We start from the raw sequence: 19,842 nt of genomic DNA on the forward strand, positions 1-19,842 counted from the left end.
AATAAAAAGCGCCCTTTTGGCGCTTTTTATTTCAGATAGTTACGGGTTACTGAATCGTAATACGAGCAAATTTGCGTTTACCTACCTGGAATACGTAGGTACCAGCTTCAGGTGCAAATTTAGCGTCTTCCACCTTCTCGCCTTCCATCTTAGCTGCGCCTTGTTTTACCATGCGCATTGCTTCTGAAGTTGAAGCACACAAGCCCGCTTCTTTCAGTAGGTTAGCAACTGGAGTACCCGCTTCGAAATCAAACTCTGGCATCTCATCAGGAATTTGGTTCTTAGCAAAACGGTTAACGAACTCTTGCTCAGCCGCGTCTGCATCCGCTTCGCTATGGAAACGAGCAATGATTTCTTTAGCAAGTAGCACTTTGATATCGCGAGGGTTTTTACCCGAAGCAACGTCTGCTTTGAACTGAATGATTTCCTCTAGAGGGCGGAAAGAAAGCAGCTCATAGTAGCTCCACATCAGGTCGTCAGAGATCGACATGATCTTACCAAACATCTCACTAGGCGCTTCGCTGATACCGATGTAGTTGTTAGCAGACTTAGACATCTTCTTCTCGCCGTCTAGACCAACAAGTAGAGGCATCATCAGTACAACCTGAGGTTTTTGACCATGAGATTTTTGTAACTCGCGGCCCATTAACAGGTTGAACTTCTGGTCTGTACCACCGAGCTCAACATCCGTTTTCATTTCAACTGAGTCCCAACCTTGCAGTAATGGGTACATGAACTCATGAATTGCGATTGGCTGCCCACCTGTGTAACGCTTTTTAAAATCATCACGCTCTAGCATGCGAGCAACAGTTTGGTTAGCAGCAAGGCGAATCATACCTTCAGCACCAAGCTCGGATAGCCACTCAGAGTTAAACTGAATCTTAGTTTTCGCAGGATCTAGAATTTTAAAAACCTGCTCTTTGTAAGTTTCTGCATTACGAAGCACGTCTTCGCGGCTAAGCGGTGGACGAGTTGTGTTTTTACCTGTTGGATCACCAACCATTGCTGTGAAGTCACCGATAAGGAACGTCACTTCATGACCTAGCTCTTGGAACAAGCGAAGCTTATTGAAAATTACCGTATGGCCTAGGTGAATGTCTGGTGCCGTAGGATCCGCCCCCAATTTAATACGTAAAGGACGGTCTTCTTTTAGTTTTGCGATCAGCTCTTCTTCTGGAATCAGCTCTTCAACACCGCGCTTAATCTCGGCTAATGCAGCTTCAATGCTCGCCATTCTTGTTCACTCCCACAGATTTGGCAAAATATAATAGCTGAACATATTACTTGAATAGCGATGTATTTTGAAACACGTTAGACTATGTAGTTGTCATTTTTTACGTTTAATTGAGCAATCACGTACCCCATGCATTCGATTTTTGTCCGACTTCCACTCTTGCACAAAGTACTGATCGGTTTTTTTAGTGCTCTGATTATCTTTGCACTGTTCTTTTTGCCCGATCCGCAAGACCTGAGCCCACAACAAAGCCGATTAATCGTCGGGCAATCTTATCCTGTGCCGATTTCTATGGGGCTGACAACATTAAATGGTGCTTCGGCTACGTCTTCGGTATTGCGCTGGGAGACTTATAGAGTCAAAGACGGGGAAAGTGCAGCCGTTCTCTTTAGCCGTGTCGGCTTATCACCTCGCATACTGCATGAATTAGTGTCGTCTGATAAAGAAGTGGAAGAACAGTTAACTCGTCTTCGACCAGGAGACAGCCTGCAATTCGGTTTCGATGAGGAGAATAACTTAGTTCAGCTGAGACGCACTTTGAGCGCTTTCGAAACCTTCCGTATAAAACTGCAAAATGGTAAGTACGTATCTGAAATTGATAAAAAAGAGGTCGATTACCAATACAACTTTGCAGAGGCGACCATCAAATCCAACTTCTGGAATGCCGGTATTTCCTCCGGATTAAATGGCAACCAAATCATGGAGTTAGCTGGAATATTTGGCTGGGATATCGACTTTGCCTTAGATATTCGTAAAAACGATACCTTCCGCGTACTTTATCAGGAGGAAGTTGTAGAAGGTGAAGTCATTGGACGCGGTAAAATTATCGCGGCGGTGTTCAAGAACCAAGGCGAGACCTTCACTGCGATTTTAGATGAAAAAACGGGTAAATATTACGATGAGAACGGCCGCGCCATGAGAAAGGCCTTTTTACGTGCTCCATTGGATTTCCGTCGCGTAAGCTCTAACTTTAACCCACGTCGTCTCCACCCAGTGACTGGTCAGGTTCGCCCACACAGAGGGACGGACTATGCAGCACCGGTTGGCACCCCAATTTGGGCGGCAGGTGACGGCGTTGTAGAGAAGTCGTCATACAATAAATTTAACGGTAACTATGTGTTTATCAAACACAGTAATACTTACGTTACCAAGTACTTACACTTAACCAAGCGCACAGTAAAAACGGGGCAGCGTGTAAAGCAAGGCCAAACTATTGGTACGCTAGGTGGTACAGGTCGCGTGACAGGCCCTCACTTGCATTACGAGTTCTTGGTTAATGGCGTTCACAAGAACCCGCGTACGGTTAACTTGCCTCAGTCACAATCCTTAACAGGGCAAGCACGAAAATCGTTTATGGCAAATGCCAAAATTCATATGGCTAAGCTCGATCGTTACAGCGAATTATTAACCATGAAATAACCATCTCAAACGGAAATGAGGCCACTTATGTGGCTTCTTTTTCTTCTGATGGTTGCGACTCTTCAGATGGGGTATCTCTGCCGAGCATCAACAGACATGGTGTTAACACTAAAGTTAGTAAAGTCGCAAACGCCAAACCACCAGCAACGGCCGTTGCTAGCTGAGACCACCACTGCGTGCTGGGTGCACCAAATTCAACTTTCTGATTTACGAAATCGATATTCATTTCTAAAACCATAGGCAATAAGCCCAAAATAGTTGTAATGGTGGTAAGTAATACAGGTCTTAAACGTTGAACACCTGTACGCAAAATGGCCTCAGATTTGTTCATACCTCTTTTACGCATTTGGTTATAAGTATCAATCAACACGATATTGTTATTCACGACAATACCCGCCAGCGCAATCACACCAATACCAGACATGATAATACCAAATGGCTTTTGGAAGATAAGTAAGCCAGCAAACACACCAACTGTTGAGAATAACACTGCACTCAAAATCAAAAAGGCTTGATAAAAACTATTGAACTGAGTGATTAAGATGAGTGCCATCCCCCCCAATGCGACAACAAAAGCACTTTGTAAAAAAGCTGACGAATTATCCTGCTCTTCATTCTGCCCACGAATCTTGTACTCAACGCTTTGAGGCAAACCGAGCTTATCGATTGCTGTTGCTATTTTAGGTAACGCCAAAGCCAGATTGTAACCTTCAGCTATATCAGCCTGAATATTGATAACCCGGTGCCCATCAACGCGACGAATTGTACCTTGCTTATGATCTGGCTTAATTTGAGCAAAATTGGTGATCGGAATCATACCTGCTGCGGTCTTAACTCTGAGCTGGTCAAAGCGACCAATATCGCGTTTATCTTGAGGGTAACGCACCAGAATATCCACTTCTTCATCAACGTCATCCGGCAAGTAGTCACCGATTTTTAGGCCGTTCGTTACAAATTGAACCGTGTTACCGACTAAAGTCGCGTCAGCTGCAAAACGTGCTGCGTCATCTCGTCGAATATCAATTTGCCAATCAATGCCATCTTTATTGGTGGTATCACTCAGGTTGGTCAGTGCGGGATTCGCATCAGCCCAAAGACGTACCATTTTAGCCGCAGAATCTAAATCGCTGATGCTGCTACTCCGAGAAGAAACCTCAATGACTACATCGTGCTCAACTGGGGGACCTGCGTCTGCAAATTTATATTCGAGTTCAACGCCAGAAAAACGGTCGGTGACTTCTTTTAGCTCATCAATGATGATTCTGACTTTACGTCTGTACTGCCAATCAACCGGCGTAATTTGAATCTGGCCGATTTCATCCCCATTGTTACTCGCTCCTGTTCGGGTATATACGCTCTCGAATTCATCATGACCAAGCATCACCTGCTCTATTTGACGCATTACAGTATCTTTTTCATTAATCGAAAGGTCACCATAAGAACGCACTTTCACCGTGAAGAAGGCCGGATCAACTTCCGGGAAAAATTCTGCTCCTAGCCCCGCTTTACTGTACGTAACGCCGATTCCCGCGGCTAATAAAATAGCGCTGAGTAACACCTTCCAAGGGTGACGAATCGCAACCGATAACGTCTGATAATAAAGCTTAGTTATGCCTGTCGCTTTATCAAAATTGCCATGATAGAGCTCAACCATCTCTTCCTTCGCTTTAGAATCAATGGATTGAGGCTTGCCGATAATTCCGCCTATCACGGGTACAAACAGTAAGGCCATCATCAGTGACGCAGCTAATGTAGCAATTAACGTTAGTGGTAAGTATTTCATGAACTCACCCGTGATATCTGGCCAGAAAAGCAGAGGTGCAAACGCAGCTAAGGTCGTAGCCGTCGATGCTGTGATAGGCCAGGCCATGCGTTTAGCAGCATCTCGGTAAGCCGCTTTGCGTGGTGTTCCTTCTTGCATCCGGCGATCGGCAAATTCCGTCACCACAATGGCACCATCCACCAACATCCCCACCGCCATGATCAATGCAAACAACACAACAATGTTGACGGTAAGACCAAATATTGAAAGTACTAGCAACCCTGTAAGGAAAGAGCCGGGAATTGAAATGCCCACCAATAGCGCGGTTCGTACGCCCAAGATCGCAATGATGACTATCACCACCAAAATAATGGCGGAAATAACATTATTTTGCAGATCGCTGAGCATGAGTTTGACATCGTCCGACTGGTCACCAGTATATTTAACCTGCAAATTGTCTGGCCACTCAGCCCGTTTTTTAGCTTGAGTTACCACCTCTTTGATTAATTCTACGGTCTCAATGATGTTCTCCCCTGCTCGCTTCTTCACATCTAAAACGATGGCAGGAGCACCATCCAAGCGGGCAAAGCTTTCCGGATCACGAAATGCCCTGCGTACCACCGCGACATCGCCAAAAGTGATCACTTCTTTACCATTCACTTTGATTGGCAACTCGAGTACATCTTTTAAAGAATCAAACACTGACGGGACTTTTACTGAGAAACGCCCATAGCCGGTATCAATAAAACCAGCAGCCACTACCCGATTGTTCAGAGCGATCAAATTATAAATATCAGCTTGATCCAATCCGTAGCTTTCCATTAGAAGAGGATCAACGGCGATCTCGACTATATCTTCGCGATCCCCAGCGATATCCACTTCTAACACCTGACGAAAACTCTCGAGTTTATCTCTTAACGCTCTGGCAATTTGTACGATCGTCCGCTCGGGGACCGTTCCATAAAGTACGACGGTCAACACTGGCATTTCAGAAGCAAATGTCACTTCATTGACGGTGGGTTCGTCACTTCCTTCCGGCAACTTAGGCTTAGCCAGGTCCACGGCCTCTCGCACATCGGCCATCGCCTTATCAAGATCGACCCCAACACTAAACTCCAAAGTAACTGAAGCATGACCTTCCGACGCAACAGAGGTCATCTCCTTCACTCCTTCAATCGAACGTAATTCTTGCTCTATTGGACGCACCAATAAACGCTCAGCATCGATGGGAGAAATTCCCTGATGAGCAACAGATACATAAATAATTGGAATGGTAATATCCGGGCTGGATTCTTTCGGAATAGTGACGTAAGTAATGACACCAGCAATCAGGATCATTACCAGAAAAGTCATCATGGTGCGTGATCGGGATAAGGCAGCATCGATTAGCGAATACATACCGCCTCCTTATTGCTCGTTTAATGTGCTAGAAACCACATTGTCTGCTCTGGTCGCGATGACAGGGTCACCATCACGAACAAAACCCTGTCCAAGAACGATAATGTCACTCTTCGCTCCCAGACCAGAGAGCCAAACTCCATCTTTTTCTGCCTTAACCAGTTGAATTGGTATAAATTTAACGTGATCATTGAGCAGCGTTTTAACCCCAAGATTCCCTTCTTCGTCCAAAGCCAACATTGCTGCGGTGATTTTTATTGCGAGCACTTCTGTCAAAGGCAGGAGCACTTCTGCACTTATCCCCGCAGGCATCCTCGACTCTCGGTTATCAATCTCGATTTCAATGGGAAAAGTGTTTGTAGAAGCGGAAGAGATACGGCCTATATAACGCAACGTGCCTTGAAAATGCTGCTCGTTAACCATTCTCACATCGGCTTTTAATCCCTCGACCAGATACTGAATGTGCCGCTCACTCACATCTGCTTCTATTACTAAGGTGTCTAAATCAATAACGGTCGCAATGGAGTCTCCAATACCAACAAAATCCCCGACTTCAACGAAGTGATGGTCAACAATGCCATCAAAAGGAGCCTTCACTTCGGTATTCTTCAATGCGGTTTGAACATTACTTAGATTAGCCCGGGCATCCACAAGAGCAGCTTCAGCGGTAGCGAACGCAACCTCACCTTGAAGACCTTTGCTCTTGAGAGAACGAGCCGCATTAAACTCTTTTTGTTTTACCACAAGCATGGCCTGAGCCCGCTGAAGTTGAATGCCAAGATCACGCTTATCAATATTAGCGATGATCTGACCACGCTTAACGGTTTGACCTTTTTCTATATTTAGACTGATGATTTTACCCGCGACTTCAGCCCCTAAGCGTGCCTGACGATTGGGAGCAGTGCGGCCATATAACTCAAGGGTTTTTCGGGTAGGTTGAGCAATAAAGGTGTCAAACATCACCTTCGCAATGGGTGTCTGACTGGATTGATGTGTTGTAGAAATAGACGGTTCGTCTTGCGCGTTAAACTGTCCAATAGCCAGCCATGCGACAAGAACAACAACAAGAATTAGAGATATTAGCCAAGGACGCCCGACACGTTGTCGCACGAAAGAAATAGCAGACATAAAAAGTCCTTATTATTTTCTTTCTTGCAACCTCTTACAGGGAGCGTCTTTACGTAATAGCTACATAAAGCTCAGGCAGCCACAGGCTGCCCTTAATCGTGCTTGTTACACGCTAAATGATGCACCACAACCACAAGTGGTTGTTGCATTCGGGTTATTAACGAAGAAGCGAGCCCCTTCCAAACCCTCGGTGTAATCCACAACGCCGCCGATAAGATATTGCAAGCTCATAGGGTCTACAACCAGTGTTACGCCACTGTTTACTATCGTTGTATCACCGTCATTCACGTTCTCATCAAAAGTGAAGCCATATTGGAAACCACTACAGCCGCCACCAGTAATGTATACGCGCAATTTCAATTCTGGATTTTCTTCTTCCGCAATCAGCGCCTTAACGCGTGATGCTGCAGCATCAGAAAAAGATAATGGTACGTTTACTTCGCTCACGAAGACCTCTCTCACTCGTGTAATGCGTCAAGCCTGGAGCAAGACGTCAAATTTGTACTAATTGTTTACGATTATCCAATACCTGACAAACTCGTTCAAGTATTCACCGCCGATTCTTTATATCGAATACGGATATATAATATTACGCGGAAAAACAACACATAAATTGAGCAAAACGTTTCTAAGTTGATTATAGCTAGGTACAATGCGCTCCACTTGGTCCGAGCAATCAAAAGAGGATAATCCCATGACCAAATCATCAGAGCTGTATCAAAAAGCTCAGAAAACCATTCCTGGCGGTGTAAATTCACCAGTTCGTGCATTCAACGGCGTTGGCGGTTCTCCGCTATTTATCGAACGAGCAGACGGTGCACTGATTTTTGATGCCGATGGTAAAGCGTACATTGATTACGTAGGTTCTTGGGGGCCAATGATTCTTGGCCACAACCATGCGGTAATTCGCGAAGCGGTTATTGACGCAGCACAACGTGGTTTGAGCTTTGGCGCACCAACCGAATTGGAAATCTCCATGGCAGAGCTAGTTTCTGAACTTGTGCCATCAATGGAGCAGCTCCGAATGGTAAGCTCTGGTACTGAAGCAACCATGAGCGCAATTCGTCTTGCTCGTGGTTTTACTGGCCGCGACAAAATCATGAAGTTCGAAGGTTGCTACCATGGTCACGCAGACAGCTTACTTGTGAAAGCAGGGTCTGGCGCGCTAACTCTCGGTCAACCAAGTTCACCTGGCGTACCAGCAGACTTTGCTAAGCATACCCTAACTGCAACGTTTAACGATTTGGATTCAGTACGTGAACTGTTCGCCGCAAACAAAGGTGAGATCGCGTGTATCATCGTTGAGCCAGTTGCTGGCAACATGAACTGTATCCCGCCAGTAGAAGGCTTCCACGAAGGTCTACGTGAAATTTGTGACCAAGAAGGCGCTCTACTGATTTTTGATGAAGTAATGACAGGCTTCCGCGTTGCACTTGGTGGTGCTCAAGCCTACTACAACATCAAGCCAGACCTGACGACATTGGGTAAAGTGATCGGCGGCGGCATGCCAGTTGGTGCTTTCGGTGGCCGTAAAGAAGTCATGCAATACATTGCTCCGACAGGCCCTGTATACCAAGCGGGTACGCTTTCAGGTAACCCAGTAGCAATGGCCGCTGGTTACGCTTGTTTGAGCCTGCTAAAAGAAGAGGGCAACGAAAAACGCCTTGCGTCAAAAACGAAGCAGCTAGCAAACGGCTTTAAGTCTCTGGCAGAAAAACACGGCATTCCTTTGGTGGTTAACCAAGTAGGTGGCATGTTCGGTTTCTTCTTTACAGATCAAGAAAGTGTAACCTGCTACGAAGACGTGACTAAGTGTGATGTTGAACGCTTTAAACGATTCTTCCACCTTATGCTCGATCACGGCGTATACCTTGCCCCATCTGCATTTGAAGCCAGCTTTACGTCTTTAGCGCACGGCTCAAAAGAAATTGATGCGACATTAGAAGCCGCTGACCGCTGTTTCGCCATCTTGGCTGCAGAAGCAAAATAATCGCTAAGCTACAGATATATAAGTACATAAAAGGGCCTTCTCGGTCCTTTTTTACTTTTACCGCCAGTTCAAAATAACTAACAGCGCGAACACACTCATCGCGATGGCAAACCACGGGATGCGTTTGCTTTTTTTCGCACTTTGACATTTCTTATCACCGTCACAACAACCCATTCTGCATCTCCCGATTGATAACCAACTGATTTGTGGTCATTATATCAATGTATTCTACTAAGCCATAATTTCATGATGTTTTAAGGAATTTATGGGCAAAGTAATAAAGGTTCAAAGCTACCACAATAAGCTAGAAACCGTAAACGTCATCCGTTAGTTGGACTTATCTTATGTCAAACAATGTAAAAATCACGTCGAGTCATCGCGTTCTAATGGTCGCCCTGCTCGCCGCTGCTTTTGCTTGCTATTTACTGGTCGAACCCTACATCAATTCGATCGTCATGGCTTTTATCATCTCGTTGCTCATGTTCCCGATTCACGATTGGTTTGAACAAAAAATGCCTACACATCGGAACATGGCATCGTTACTGTCTTGTGTTGTGCTGACCTTTATTATTGTTATCCCACTTTTGTTTGTGTTTGCCGCTATCGTTCAACAAGGATCCGTCTTTTCGCAAAACACCTATAAGTGGGTAACGAACGGAGGCATTCAGGACATTTTCCAGCATCCTTTAGTTGTAAAAGGTTTGTCGTTGGTTAATGAGTACTTACCTTTCGACAAAATTGAACCTAAAGCAATAGCAGAAAAAATTGCGCAGTTTGCGACTTCATTCGGTTCAAACCTTGTAGCGATCAGTGCCAAGATTTTGGGGGACGCAACAAACTTCTTAATGGATTTTTTCCTTATGCTGTTTGTTCTGTTCTTCTTACTACGCGATCACGAAAAAATCATTTCTGCTATTCGTCATATCCTGCCCCTGTCTCGTAGTCAGGAAGACAAAATCCTGACCGAAATTGAGCAGGTTTCGAAATCGGCGGTGATGGGATCGTTTCTTACCGCCATTGCGCAAGGATTTGCGGGTGGTATTGGCATGTGGCTAGCCGGTTTCCCTGGGTTATTCTGGGGCACAATGATGGGTTTTGCTTCGTTCATCCCTGTTGTGGGTACCGCGTTAATCTGGATTCCAGCCGCTACGTACCTGTTCCTAACTGGTGACACCACTTGGGCCATTTTCCTCACCGCATGGAGTGTGGTTATTGTCGGATCCATTGACAACTTATTGCGCCCACTTCTGATGCAAGGCAGCGCGGGCATGAACACCTTAATGATTTTCTTCTCGCTATTAGGTGGTCTGCAGCTGTTTGGTTTAATCGGCCTGATTTATGGCCCACTGATTTTTGCCGTCACCATGGTGCTATTTAATATTTATGAAGAGGAATTTAAAGACTTCCTCAACGATCAAGACAACAGCTAGTCACTCGTTAATTACTTCAAGCTTGGGCCAGATTGTGCGAAAATCTGGCCCACATTATTTCTGATAAACCAAATTTATGTCTGCTTATATCGCTCCAAGCCAAATAGCTCTACGCCAACTGGAATACTTCAATGGTAAGCATGTATTAGTTGCAGGTGAAGTCGAAGATTTTTTTCCGCTAGAACTGACTGCACACTGTGAATCTGTCGAAGTTTTCACGTCCAACTACAGCTATTACCGCCAAATTCGTACCTCTGACAAAATCAAAAGTCACTTTGGTTCAGAATTTGACATCGATACTCAAGCCGACATGCTGTTGCTGTACTGGCCAAAAGCCAAAGCCGAAGCCGAATACTTACTTGCGATGCTCATGGCGAAACTTGGCGTCAACACAGAAATTGTTGTGGTTGGAGAAAACCGCTCTGGTGTCAAAAGCATTGAAAAAATGTTTAAAGAGTATGGTCCAGTGAACAAGTATGATTCTGCGCGCCGCTGCTCTTTTTACTGGGGTCAATGCTTAAATGAGCCTGCGCCATTTAATCAGCTCGACTGGTTTAAGTCATACAATATAAACCTGGGTAGCCAATCGCTGGTAGTTAAAAGCTTGCCCGGCGTCTTCAGCCATGGCGAGTTCGATTTAGGCAGCCAGCTATTACTCGAAACCTTGCCGCCATTATCCGGTAAAGTGCTCGACTTTGGTTGCGGTGCTGGTGTACTGGGTGCGTTTATGGCAAAAACCAATCCAGAAATCGGGATTGAGATGTGTGATATCAATGCCTATGCAATCACATCAAGCCAAGCAACACTGGAAGCCAATGGTTTAGCAGGTAAAGTGTTTGCTTCTGACATCTACTCAGATACCGCAAACGACTATCGATTTATCATCAGTAACCCACCATTCCACAGCGGTCTGGACACGAACTATAACGCGGCAGAAACCTTACTTGGTGATGCGCCAAAATATCTTATGCGCAATGGCGAAATGATCATTGTTGCTAATAGCTTCCTAAAGTATCCACCAATTATTGAAAGCGCTTTCAGTAATTGCGAGACGCTAAATAAGACCAAAAAGTTCTCGATTTACTACGCTAAAAAGCCTTAATCACCTTCCGCGCAGATAACAATCTGCGCAATTTTTAGCTATAAACTCACAAATCGCACGAAAAACTGCGTGACTCTGCACGCTTTGCACTCAACTTTCTTGTCAAAGAAAAAAAACTCGTTAATTTTGTTATTTCTATCGAATTTAACTTCTATCCGTTTTTGACGAGAACCTCGGCAGCCGTGAATATGTTTTCTGCTGCCCTTTATGAGTTGCAATCTTACCCATGTTCAAATTTTACAAAAAACAGAAGTTTAAGCGTCTTCAGAGTACGCTGATGACTGCGTTTCTTGTCCTCAGCCTTACACCTCTAACTATTACTGCGATTTTTTTCCTGCGCTCCCATAGCCAAGACCTGCAAGAACAAAGCACATCACACCTTTTGTCCGTGCGCGATTCCAAGCAACAGCAAATTGTTGACTACTTTGAAGCCCGCGAAACCGAGGTTATGGGGTTTGTTCGCTCTGAACTTGCCTACGCCAGCGGAGGCCGCTTTTATGGCTTAGTCAATGCATTCAGCCGCTTAGGAAACGACATTGAAGAGTCACGTAAAAATGCACAACAACGTTATATTGAAGGCAGCGGCGATCAAATAAAAACGTCGATTTTGCCGGAGTCTTCCAATTATGTAGGGAGCGAAAGGTACCGTCTGCTCCACAAACGCTACCATTGGGCTTATTTAGAACTCCTCAAGCGATCTGACTTCAATGACATCCTATTGGTCGATATCAACGGCAACGTCACCTACTCAATTAATAAAGACGACAATTACGGCACTAACCTCCTATCCGGACATTATAAAAACTCTTCGCTCGGTAAAGCATTTAGTCGCTTGGCGGATGATGTTAACGAGCGCCGAAAAGTGAACGAAGACTACACACCAGTGATCGTTTCCGACTTCTCACTTGAAAATGGTAAACAGGTCGCTTGGTTGGGCGCTCCAATTGTTCAGCAAGGTTACCTTCACAGCTACGCTATGTTCAGCTTACCAAGCAATGGCGTCACCAAACTTGTTGCCGATCAGAACCGAGAATCATCAATTGAAACGTTACTTGTGGGAAGTGACCACCTGCCTCGCACTATCAACACGAAACAAGATGATATACAAAATAGTCTGGAAGTCGTCGACTTGGCGCTTTCTGGGAACACAAGCGTAGGAACCTATACCAATGGACTAAGTGAAGCGATCATTGCCGCCTACGCCCCAATCCGAACTCGCGGAATTAACTGGGCATTGGTGGTGCAGTTACCAGAGAAGGAAGCCTTTTCGCGTATTCATCAGTTGGAAAAGTTGTTCATTATTGCGATGTTCACCGCGATTATTCTCGTCGTCATTGCCTCACACTATTTATCTAACTTCATAACCTCTCCATTGCTCAAACTGACCTGGGCAGCAGAGCGAGTATCCGCAGGTGATCTGGACGAAACAACGTTTAATACCGAAAGAAAAGACGAAATAGGCCGTTTGGCAATCAGCTTTGAGCGTATGCAACGCTCAATTCGCGAAAAGATCCAAACCATCAAAAAGCAAAACGAAGAGCTGGAAAGCAACATCCGATTAATTCAGAAGCAGAATGATGAGTTACAAATTGCCGACAAATTAAAAGATGAGTTTCTTGCGACAACTTCACATGAACTACGCACACCTCTACACGGTATGGTTGGTATTGCAGAAACTCTTATATCCGGAGCGAATGGTGCTATCCCAGCAAGCCAAAAATATCAGCTTGATATCATTATTAAAAGTGGTCAGCGTCTGGCCAACCTTGTCGATGACTTGTTGGATTACCATAAAATGCGCTATGGCAGCATGGACATTCAAAAATCCGCAGTCAGTCTGGCAAGTTCTACGCAGTTAGTACTTGAGCTATCCAGTCATTTACTTGGTAACAAAACCATTCGAATCATCAATCAGGTACCTAACGATCTAAAAGCAGTATCGGCAGATCCTCAACGCTTGGAACAAGTGCTATACAACCTGATTGGTAACGCAATTAAGTACACTTCCGAAGGAAAAATTGTAATCTCCGCAGGTGTAGTGGATGAGTACGTGCGAGTTCAAGTAGTAGATACCGGTCAGGGTATCCCTGCGGAACATCTTGAGCACATTTTTGAACCTTTAATTCAGGCTGGGCAGGATGAAAGCCGCTACCGTCAAGGAGCAGGATTGGGATTATCTATCAGTCGACAATTAATTGAACTGATGGGGGGCTCATTATATGTCAGCAGTCAACCAATGGTTGGAACAACCTTCAGTTTCACTCTCCCGCTGGCTAGTGAAGAAGAGATTATGGCCACACAGACACTGGCAGCCCGTGGACATTTCCAGATACCAGAACTCAATTTGGATAACGCTGATAACCTGTCTTTACCTGAAAACCCAGATGGCCCACTACTCTACGTGGCAGACGATGAACCCGTTAACCTTCGAGTACTAGAAAGCTTTTTACGTTTAGAAGGCTATCGTGTCCGTACTACTTGTGACGGCCCGGAGACACTTTCACTGATCGAGAAAGAGAAACCCGAGCTTCTCCTGTTAGACATTATGATGCCAGGAATGAGCGGCTATCAGGTGTGTAGTGAACTTCGTCAAACCTATGATCATGCCGAGTTACCGATCATTATGTTAACGGCACTCAGCCAAACTGAAGACCGCGTCAGAGGATTCGAAGCAGGAGCAAATGATTACTTATCTAAACCATTTAATAAACAAGAGTTAGCCGCGCGAATTCAGGCACATTTAACTGCTAGCAAAGCGGAGATGCGCCATCTCGAGAATAAGTTACTTGAATCTGAACTTCGCCAGCGAGCGCAAGTCGAAGCAAGCCTGCTTGAGACTCAGGGCCGATTGCTTGAACAGCTTGAATCAGCACCAGAAGCCATCATCTGCTTGCGTGAAGATCAGCGTATTCGCTTTGCGAACGAGGCGGCATGTAAGCTATTTAAACGCAGTTTAGAGCAACTCAAACGCTCTTCAGCTGATGAGTTGATTGCGCCTAAATTCCTGACGGTTAAGCAGCCACATTACTGTGGCAAGATTGATATATACATCGAAGATATTCGTCAGAATATTGAAGCGGATATTCTTAAACTGCCTGAAGGCTCCGGCTTAGATATCATGTACATATTTAACGTCGGGGGTGGCGCGAATGCGGCACGTATCCATAATTTGGAAACAGCGGTAGAGGTGCTATCTGGCTATGCATTCGACGGTGATAAAGAACAGCTACAGAAATTGAAAGAGCTAGGTGGTGAGTTCACTCGTTTAGCAGATAAAGCATTAGGCAACAAAAAAGACAAACAGGAATTGATGCGTGAAGTGTTAGTCGACGTGATGACGCACGCTCTAGAATACTGGGAGTCAGCAACGGGAGAAAGTAAATTTACCTTTGCTGAACAAAGTGGTTTATGGCGGGTATATCTCGATCGCAGCACGTTGCAGACCCGTACATTAGACAAATACATGCGCATTGAAACATTACCTAAAACGCCACGCTGGAGAACGGTTCTCAGCTCTATCGAATTCATCCTTACTCACTGTAAGGAGCAACGCCCAGAACGAGCTTACATAGAAGCACAGCGTGATAAACTACAGAGATTACTTACCAGCTAACTCACTATATCTTAAACGATAATAACCCAAAGCCCCGTACAGTCGGGGCTTTTCATCGTTATGCGTTAATTACTACCTAAAGTCAGGCTTTTCGTAAACGGCGCGATATTATTTTACTTGAACCTGCACTGACCTACACAGATTGCCATGCCTTCACCGATATTTACCTAATCTGAGGCAACATCATCTTCCGTAACTCGGTTTATGTTATCCGTTGCTTTGGATATTGGAGTTTTAGGTATCCACAAACCGTATGAATAAGTGACTTACAAAGTAGCCAGACATGCAGATGAAACTCTTATTTCAAGATTGAAAAAACACTAATTACCACTTCCTTTTCAATATAAAAAAAGGGCATTAAAGGCCGGAAAATCGACCATTAAAAATCGAATAAAATTATCGAAGAACACTAAGTTGACGAACAATTGATACAGATTGCGAACTCAATCACAACAGAACGGCAGATTAAATTTTATCTGATAAATTAACATGCTCGATGCATGTGAGCCAGATCTCCGAACTTAAAATGACACTAAAAATGTAGAGATTAAAAGAGCAATCAAGTTAGCGAATACTAACAAACAACTTTTTTGCGAATATCCGCTGCGACGCATATCAAGGTTTAGTTTTGAGCTCCAACTGGTTTAAAAGCAAACAAAATGACGTTTATAACGTAGATAAAGGCTTTTTTAACGTTTTTGACGGGATGCGAGTTTGATTATTTTTTGGAGAAGGTGTTTTCTTACTTCTGTCAAAGGCCTACAGGCCACTCTTAACGTGATGATATGTGAAGAACATATGTTGCGATGAAGCTAAGAGGTGGGTCTTGGCGAGTGTTTATCAATTGATGACATTCAATTCCATTAAGTGAAATGAAGCAAACAGTAAGGAACAGCTATGCTTGCCAATATTAAAAAAACAGCACTAGCAACTGCAATTATTGCTACAGCTACTACAGGTTTTGCATCGGTAGCGACTGCGGCTGAACGCAGTGAACTGACTATCCACCCTAAAGAGTTTACAACTTTCGTTCGTAACTTTAACCCTTTCTTGGGTGCAACTAACCTGCACACAACAACCGACTTTATTTACGAGCCACTTGTGGTTTTCAACGAAATGCACGGTAACACTCCTGTATTTCGTCTAGCAGAAAACTTCCAAATGGCTGACGACTTGATGAGCGTGACTTTCGATATTCGTAAAGGCGTTAAATGGTCTGACGGTCAAGCGTTTACAGCGGATGACGTTGTGTACTCTTTCAACCTGGTAAAAGAGAAACCTGAACTAGACCAATCAGGCATCAACTCTTGGGTTACTGGCGTAGAAAAGGTGAACGACTACCAAGTTAAATTCCGCCTAAGCGAAGCTAACTCAAACGTTCCTTACGAAATTGCTAAAGTACCAGTTGTACCTAAGCACGTTTGGAGCAAAGTGAGCGATCCTACAACGTTCACCAACGAAAATCCTGTTGGTACAGGTCCATTCACAGTGGTCGACACTTTCACTCCTCAGCTATACATTCAGTGTCAAAACCCTAACTACTGGGATGCAGACAACCTAGATGTAGACTGTCTACGTGTTCCTCAAATCGCAAACAACGACCAGTTCCTAGGTAAGATTGTAAACGGTGAGATGGATTGGACTTCTTCTTTCGTACCAGATATCGACCGTACTTACGCAGCTGCGAGTCCTAACCACCAATACTGGTACCCGCCATCAGGTACTCAAGCGTTCGTAGTGAACTTCAAAAACCCAGATGCAGCGAAGAGCGAAGCACTTACTAACGTAGACTTCCGTCGTGCATTCTCTATGGCTCTTGATCGCCAAACTATCATCGACATCGCATTCTACGGTGGCGGTACTGTGAATGACTTCGCTTCAGGTCTAGGCTACGCATTCGAAGCTTGGTCTGATGAAGAAACTCACAACAAATACAAAGGCTACAACACATACAACGTTGAAGGTGCTAAAGAGCTTTTAGCTAAAGCAGGCTTTAAAGACGTAAACAAAGATGGTTTTGTTGACACACCATCAGGTAAGTCTTTTGAACTTCTAATTCAATCACCAAATGGTTGGACAGACTTTAACAACACAGTACAACTAGCCGTAGAGCAACTAGCTGAAGTAGGCATCAAAGCTCGTGCCCGTACACCAGACTTCTCGGTATACAACCAAGCAATGCTTGAAGCTACGTACGACGTAGCATACACCAACTACTTCCACGGTGCTGATCCGCACTTGTACTGGAATAGCGGCTACAACTCGAAGTTACAGTCTGGTGACGGTATGCCTCGTTTTGCTATGCACTTCTACAAAAACGAACAGCTAGACAAATTACTTAACAGCTTCTACAAAACTGCTGATAAGCAAGAACAGCTAGCAATCGCTCATGGTATTCAGAAGATTATCGCTACAGATCAAGTAACTATCCCTGTATTGTCTGGTGCATACATGTACCAATACAACACAACTCGATTCACTGGTTGGTGGAACGAAGAAAATCCTAAGGGTCGTCCAAACATTTGGGCTGGCATCCCAGAGCGTCTACTACATGTACTGGACCTAAAACCAGTTAAATAAGTAGAAGTTCATTCCTCGCGGCATATTCTCCGTATGCCGCTTATAAAAATCCCCTCATAACGGAACCAATTTATGGCGCTCGTCGTCAGGGGATTTTTCGCTCTAAATTTCGCTAGGAGCGATCTGGAACCAGAAACAGAGAAAAAAATCTGGGTGAGTAAGGTGTGAGTTATGGGTTATTTTTTAAGACGTTTGTCGTTCTATCTTGTCGCGCTCTTAGTTGCAGCGACGTTAAACTTTATTATTCCGCGAGCAATGCCTGGTGACCCAGTTACCATGATGTTTGCTAACGCTTCCGTACAGGTAACACCAGAGCGAATCGCAGCAATGAAAGAGCTGCTAGGATTTGTTGATGGTCCGATTTATATCCAGTACCTGTCATACATTAAAAACACTCTGAGCTGGGAGCTAGGGACTTCAATTCAGTTCTACCCACTTTCAGTAAATTCTTTGCTTGGTAGTGCATTTGGTTGGTCTCTGTTCCTTGCAGGTACTGCAGTAATCCTTTCCTTTTCGATCGCATCTGTGCTTGGCATCTTTGCAGCCTGGAAACGCGGTAGTAAATACGATGCTTTTGTGACTCCTGGAACCCTAATTATTCAGGCGATTCCGCAAATGGTTATCGCAATGCTGGCTCTCTTTATCTTTGCTATCGGTTTGAAGTGGTTCCCATCTGGTTACGCTTACACACCGGGTACCGTTCCGGACTGGACTAGCTGGGAATTCATCAAGGACGTTGGCTATCACGCAGTGCTACCTCTTTTCTGTGCAACCATCGTTCAAATTGGTGGCTTCCTGGTCAACATGCGTAACAACATGATCAACTTGTTGGCTGAAGACTACATCACGATGGCTAAAGGCAAAGGCCTGAGTCAAAACCGTGTGGTTTTCAATTACGCAGCACGTAACGCATTACTTCCAAGTGTAACGGCGCTTTCAATGTCTCTCGGCATGGCGATTGGTGGTCAGCTAATTATCGAAATGATCTTTAACTATCCGGGATTAGGCACCGTGCTTTTGAATGCGATACACGCTCGAGACTATCAAGTACTTCAAGGTCAGCTCATCATCATGACGATGTTCATGCTCTGCTTCAACCTGATGGCTGACATGCTGTACATGATTCTAGACCCTCGCCTACGTAAGGGAGGCAAATAATCATGAAAAACTTATTTAAACTCATTTTAGGCAACTCCTTCGCCCGTATTGGTTTAGCCATTATTACGCTGTTTATTTTCGTCGCAGTTGCTGCTCCATTTATCACAAAACATGCGCCAGACAAACGTACAGGTAATCCACATGAATACCCGAGTTTTGTCGTGAAACAAGCACAAAGTAACCCGGAAGGCTGGACTGCAAAGAACCTGGCTGATGACCGCCGTACACTGTTAATGTCTAAAAAAGCCGATCACGTGCTAGGTACTAGCCGTATGGGTCGAGATATTTGGTCACAAGTCGCTTACGGCGCTCGCGTCTCACTTGGTGTTGGTTTTGGTGCAGGTATCATTGTGTGTTTCTTAGCCACGGTTATCGGCATCTCCGCTGGTTACTTCGGTGGCAAAGTAGATGACATTTTAAGTGCCGCCATGAACATCATGCTGGTTATTCCCCAGTTACCTTTACTGTTCGTACTCGCTGCATTTATCGGCGAAGCAGGCCCATTCACTATCGCGCTCATCATTGCAGGTACCTCTTGGGCATGGGGCGCACGTGTTGTCCGCTCACAAACCATGGCACTGCGTGAAAAAGAGTTCGTCAAAGCCGCTGAAGTACTGGGCGAGTCTTCATTCCGAATCATCTTTGTTGAGATTTTACCAAACCTAATCCCTATCGTAGGCGCAAGCTTTATCGGCTCAGTCATGCTGGCCATCAACACAGAAGCGGTTATTTCATTCCTCGGTTTAGGCGACTCGAACACCGTCAGCTGGGGCACCATGCTTTACAACGTTCAAACCTCTTCAGCAATGCTGATTGGTGCATGGTGGGAAGTATTAGCACCTTGTATCGCATTGACCGTGTTAGTGACTGGTCTAGCTCTGTTGAACTTCGCAGTAGACGAAATTGCTAACCCTCAGCTTCGTTCTCACAAAGGGATGAAACGCTGGAAAAAGCTAGCTGAGAAAGACAAGAAAGAACGTGAGCCTGAATTGGCACCACAAAATGCACTATGGAGCGGAGATAAATAA

The 19,842-nt window shown here is 44.8% G+C and carries 12 protein-coding genes; 8 read left to right on the forward strand and 4 right to left on the reverse strand.

Annotated elements, in window-relative coordinates; translation table 11 throughout:
* Positions 1–46: 46 nt before the first annotated feature.
* Positions 47–1,234 (reverse strand): tyrosine--tRNA ligase, encoded by a 1,188-nt coding sequence (tyrS, locus tag WJM94_RS15295; protein ID WP_444495052.1) that lies wholly within the window; start codon positions 1,232–1,234, stop codon positions 47–49.
* Positions 1,235–1,363: 129 nt separating this feature from the next.
* On the opposite strand from tyrS, the gene WJM94_RS15300 reads away from it, so the two are divergent.
* Entirely contained in the window at positions 1,364–2,653 is a 1,290-nt protein-coding gene (locus WJM94_RS15300) for a peptidoglycan DD-metalloendopeptidase family protein (RefSeq protein WP_444495053.1), read from the forward strand.
* Positions 2,654–2,678: 25 nt separating this feature from the next.
* Here WJM94_RS15300 and WJM94_RS15305 read toward each other — a convergent pair whose 3' ends face one another.
* The 3 genes from WJM94_RS15305 to erpA form a co-directional block, all read right to left on the reverse strand.
* Positions 2,679–5,813: an efflux RND transporter permease subunit gene (locus tag WJM94_RS15305; RefSeq protein ID WP_444495054.1), complete on the reverse strand. Its 3,135-nt coding sequence runs from the start codon at positions 5,811–5,813 to the stop codon at positions 2,679–2,681.
* Positions 5,814–5,822: 9 nt separating this feature from the next.
* Complete coding sequence (locus WJM94_RS15310; protein WP_444495055.1) at positions 5,823–6,941, reverse strand: efflux RND transporter periplasmic adaptor subunit; 1,119 nt, start codon at positions 6,939–6,941, stop codon at positions 5,823–5,825.
* A 105-nt stretch (positions 6,942–7,046) separates the two neighbouring features.
* Complete coding sequence (gene erpA, locus WJM94_RS15315; RefSeq protein WP_444495056.1) at positions 7,047–7,388, reverse strand: iron-sulfur cluster insertion protein ErpA; 342 nt, start codon at positions 7,386–7,388, stop codon at positions 7,047–7,049.
* Positions 7,389–7,635: 247 nt separating this feature from the next.
* On the opposite strand from erpA, the gene hemL reads away from it, so the two are divergent.
* The 7 genes from hemL (at position 7,636) to WJM94_RS15350 (ending at position 19,842) form a co-directional block, all read left to right on the forward strand.
* Positions 7,636–8,931 carry a glutamate-1-semialdehyde 2,1-aminomutase gene (gene hemL / locus WJM94_RS15320; RefSeq protein ID WP_444495057.1) on the forward strand — a complete coding sequence of 432 codons (1,296 nt, stop codon included), beginning with the start codon at positions 7,636–7,638 and terminating at the stop codon, positions 8,929–8,931.
* A gap of 344 nt (positions 8,932–9,275) precedes the next feature.
* On the forward strand, positions 9,276–10,361 hold the full coding sequence (locus WJM94_RS15325; protein WP_444495058.1) for an AI-2E family transporter: 1,086 nt from the start codon (positions 9,276–9,278) through the stop codon (positions 10,359–10,361).
* A 76-nt stretch (positions 10,362–10,437) separates the two neighbouring features.
* Positions 10,438–11,463, forward strand: a complete 1,026-nt coding sequence (gene rsmC, locus WJM94_RS15330) for a 16S rRNA (guanine(1207)-N(2))-methyltransferase RsmC (RefSeq protein ID WP_444495059.1) — start codon at positions 10,438–10,440, stop codon at positions 11,461–11,463.
* 226 nt (positions 11,464–11,689) lie between these two features.
* Positions 11,690–15,076, forward strand: a complete 3,387-nt coding sequence (locus WJM94_RS15335; protein ID WP_444495060.1) for a response regulator — start codon at positions 11,690–11,692, stop codon at positions 15,074–15,076.
* An 897-nt stretch (positions 15,077–15,973) separates the two neighbouring features.
* Positions 15,974–17,656 (forward strand): ABC transporter substrate-binding protein, encoded by a 1,683-nt coding sequence (locus WJM94_RS15340; protein WP_444495061.1) that lies wholly within the window; start codon positions 15,974–15,976, stop codon positions 17,654–17,656.
* A gap of 171 nt (positions 17,657–17,827) precedes the next feature.
* Positions 17,828–18,814, forward strand: coding sequence for an ABC transporter permease (locus tag WJM94_RS15345; protein WP_444495062.1), 987 nt, complete (start codon positions 17,828–17,830; stop codon positions 18,812–18,814).
* Positions 18,815–18,816: 2 nt separating this feature from the next.
* Entirely contained in the window at positions 18,817–19,842 is a 1,026-nt protein-coding gene (locus WJM94_RS15350) for an ABC transporter permease (RefSeq protein ID WP_444495063.1), read from the forward strand.

Source organism: Vibrio sp. YIC-376 (assembly GCF_052353105.1).
Lineage (GTDB): Bacteria > Pseudomonadota > Gammaproteobacteria > Enterobacterales > Vibrionaceae > Vibrio.

Excerpts from the sequence above, each read along its gene's own strand:
- tyrS (WP_444495052.1), bottom strand. The coding sequence starts at position 1,234 with ATGGCGAGCATTGAAGCTGCATTAGCCGAGATTAAGCGCGGTGTTGAA.
- WJM94_RS15300 (WP_444495053.1), top strand. The coding sequence starts at position 1,364 with ATGCATTCGATTTTTGTCCGACTTCCACTCTTGCACAAAGTACTGATC.
- WJM94_RS15305 (WP_444495054.1), bottom strand. The coding sequence starts at position 5,813 with ATGTATTCGCTAATCGATGCTGCCTTATCCCGATCACGCACCATGATG.
- WJM94_RS15310 (WP_444495055.1), bottom strand. The coding sequence starts at position 6,941 with ATGTCTGCTATTTCTTTCGTGCGACAACGTGTCGGGCGTCCTTGGCTA.
- hemL (WP_444495057.1), top strand. The coding sequence starts at position 7,636 with ATGACCAAATCATCAGAGCTGTATCAAAAAGCTCAGAAAACCATTCCT.
- WJM94_RS15325 (WP_444495058.1), top strand. The coding sequence starts at position 9,276 with ATGTCAAACAATGTAAAAATCACGTCGAGTCATCGCGTTCTAATGGTC.
- rsmC (WP_444495059.1), top strand. The coding sequence starts at position 10,438 with ATGTCTGCTTATATCGCTCCAAGCCAAATAGCTCTACGCCAACTGGAA.
- WJM94_RS15335 (WP_444495060.1), top strand. The coding sequence starts at position 11,690 with ATGTTCAAATTTTACAAAAAACAGAAGTTTAAGCGTCTTCAGAGTACG.
- WJM94_RS15340 (WP_444495061.1), top strand. The coding sequence starts at position 15,974 with ATGCTTGCCAATATTAAAAAAACAGCACTAGCAACTGCAATTATTGCT.
- WJM94_RS15345 (WP_444495062.1), top strand. The coding sequence starts at position 17,828 with ATGGGTTATTTTTTAAGACGTTTGTCGTTCTATCTTGTCGCGCTCTTA.
- WJM94_RS15350 (WP_444495063.1), top strand. The coding sequence starts at position 18,817 with ATGAAAAACTTATTTAAACTCATTTTAGGCAACTCCTTCGCCCGTATT.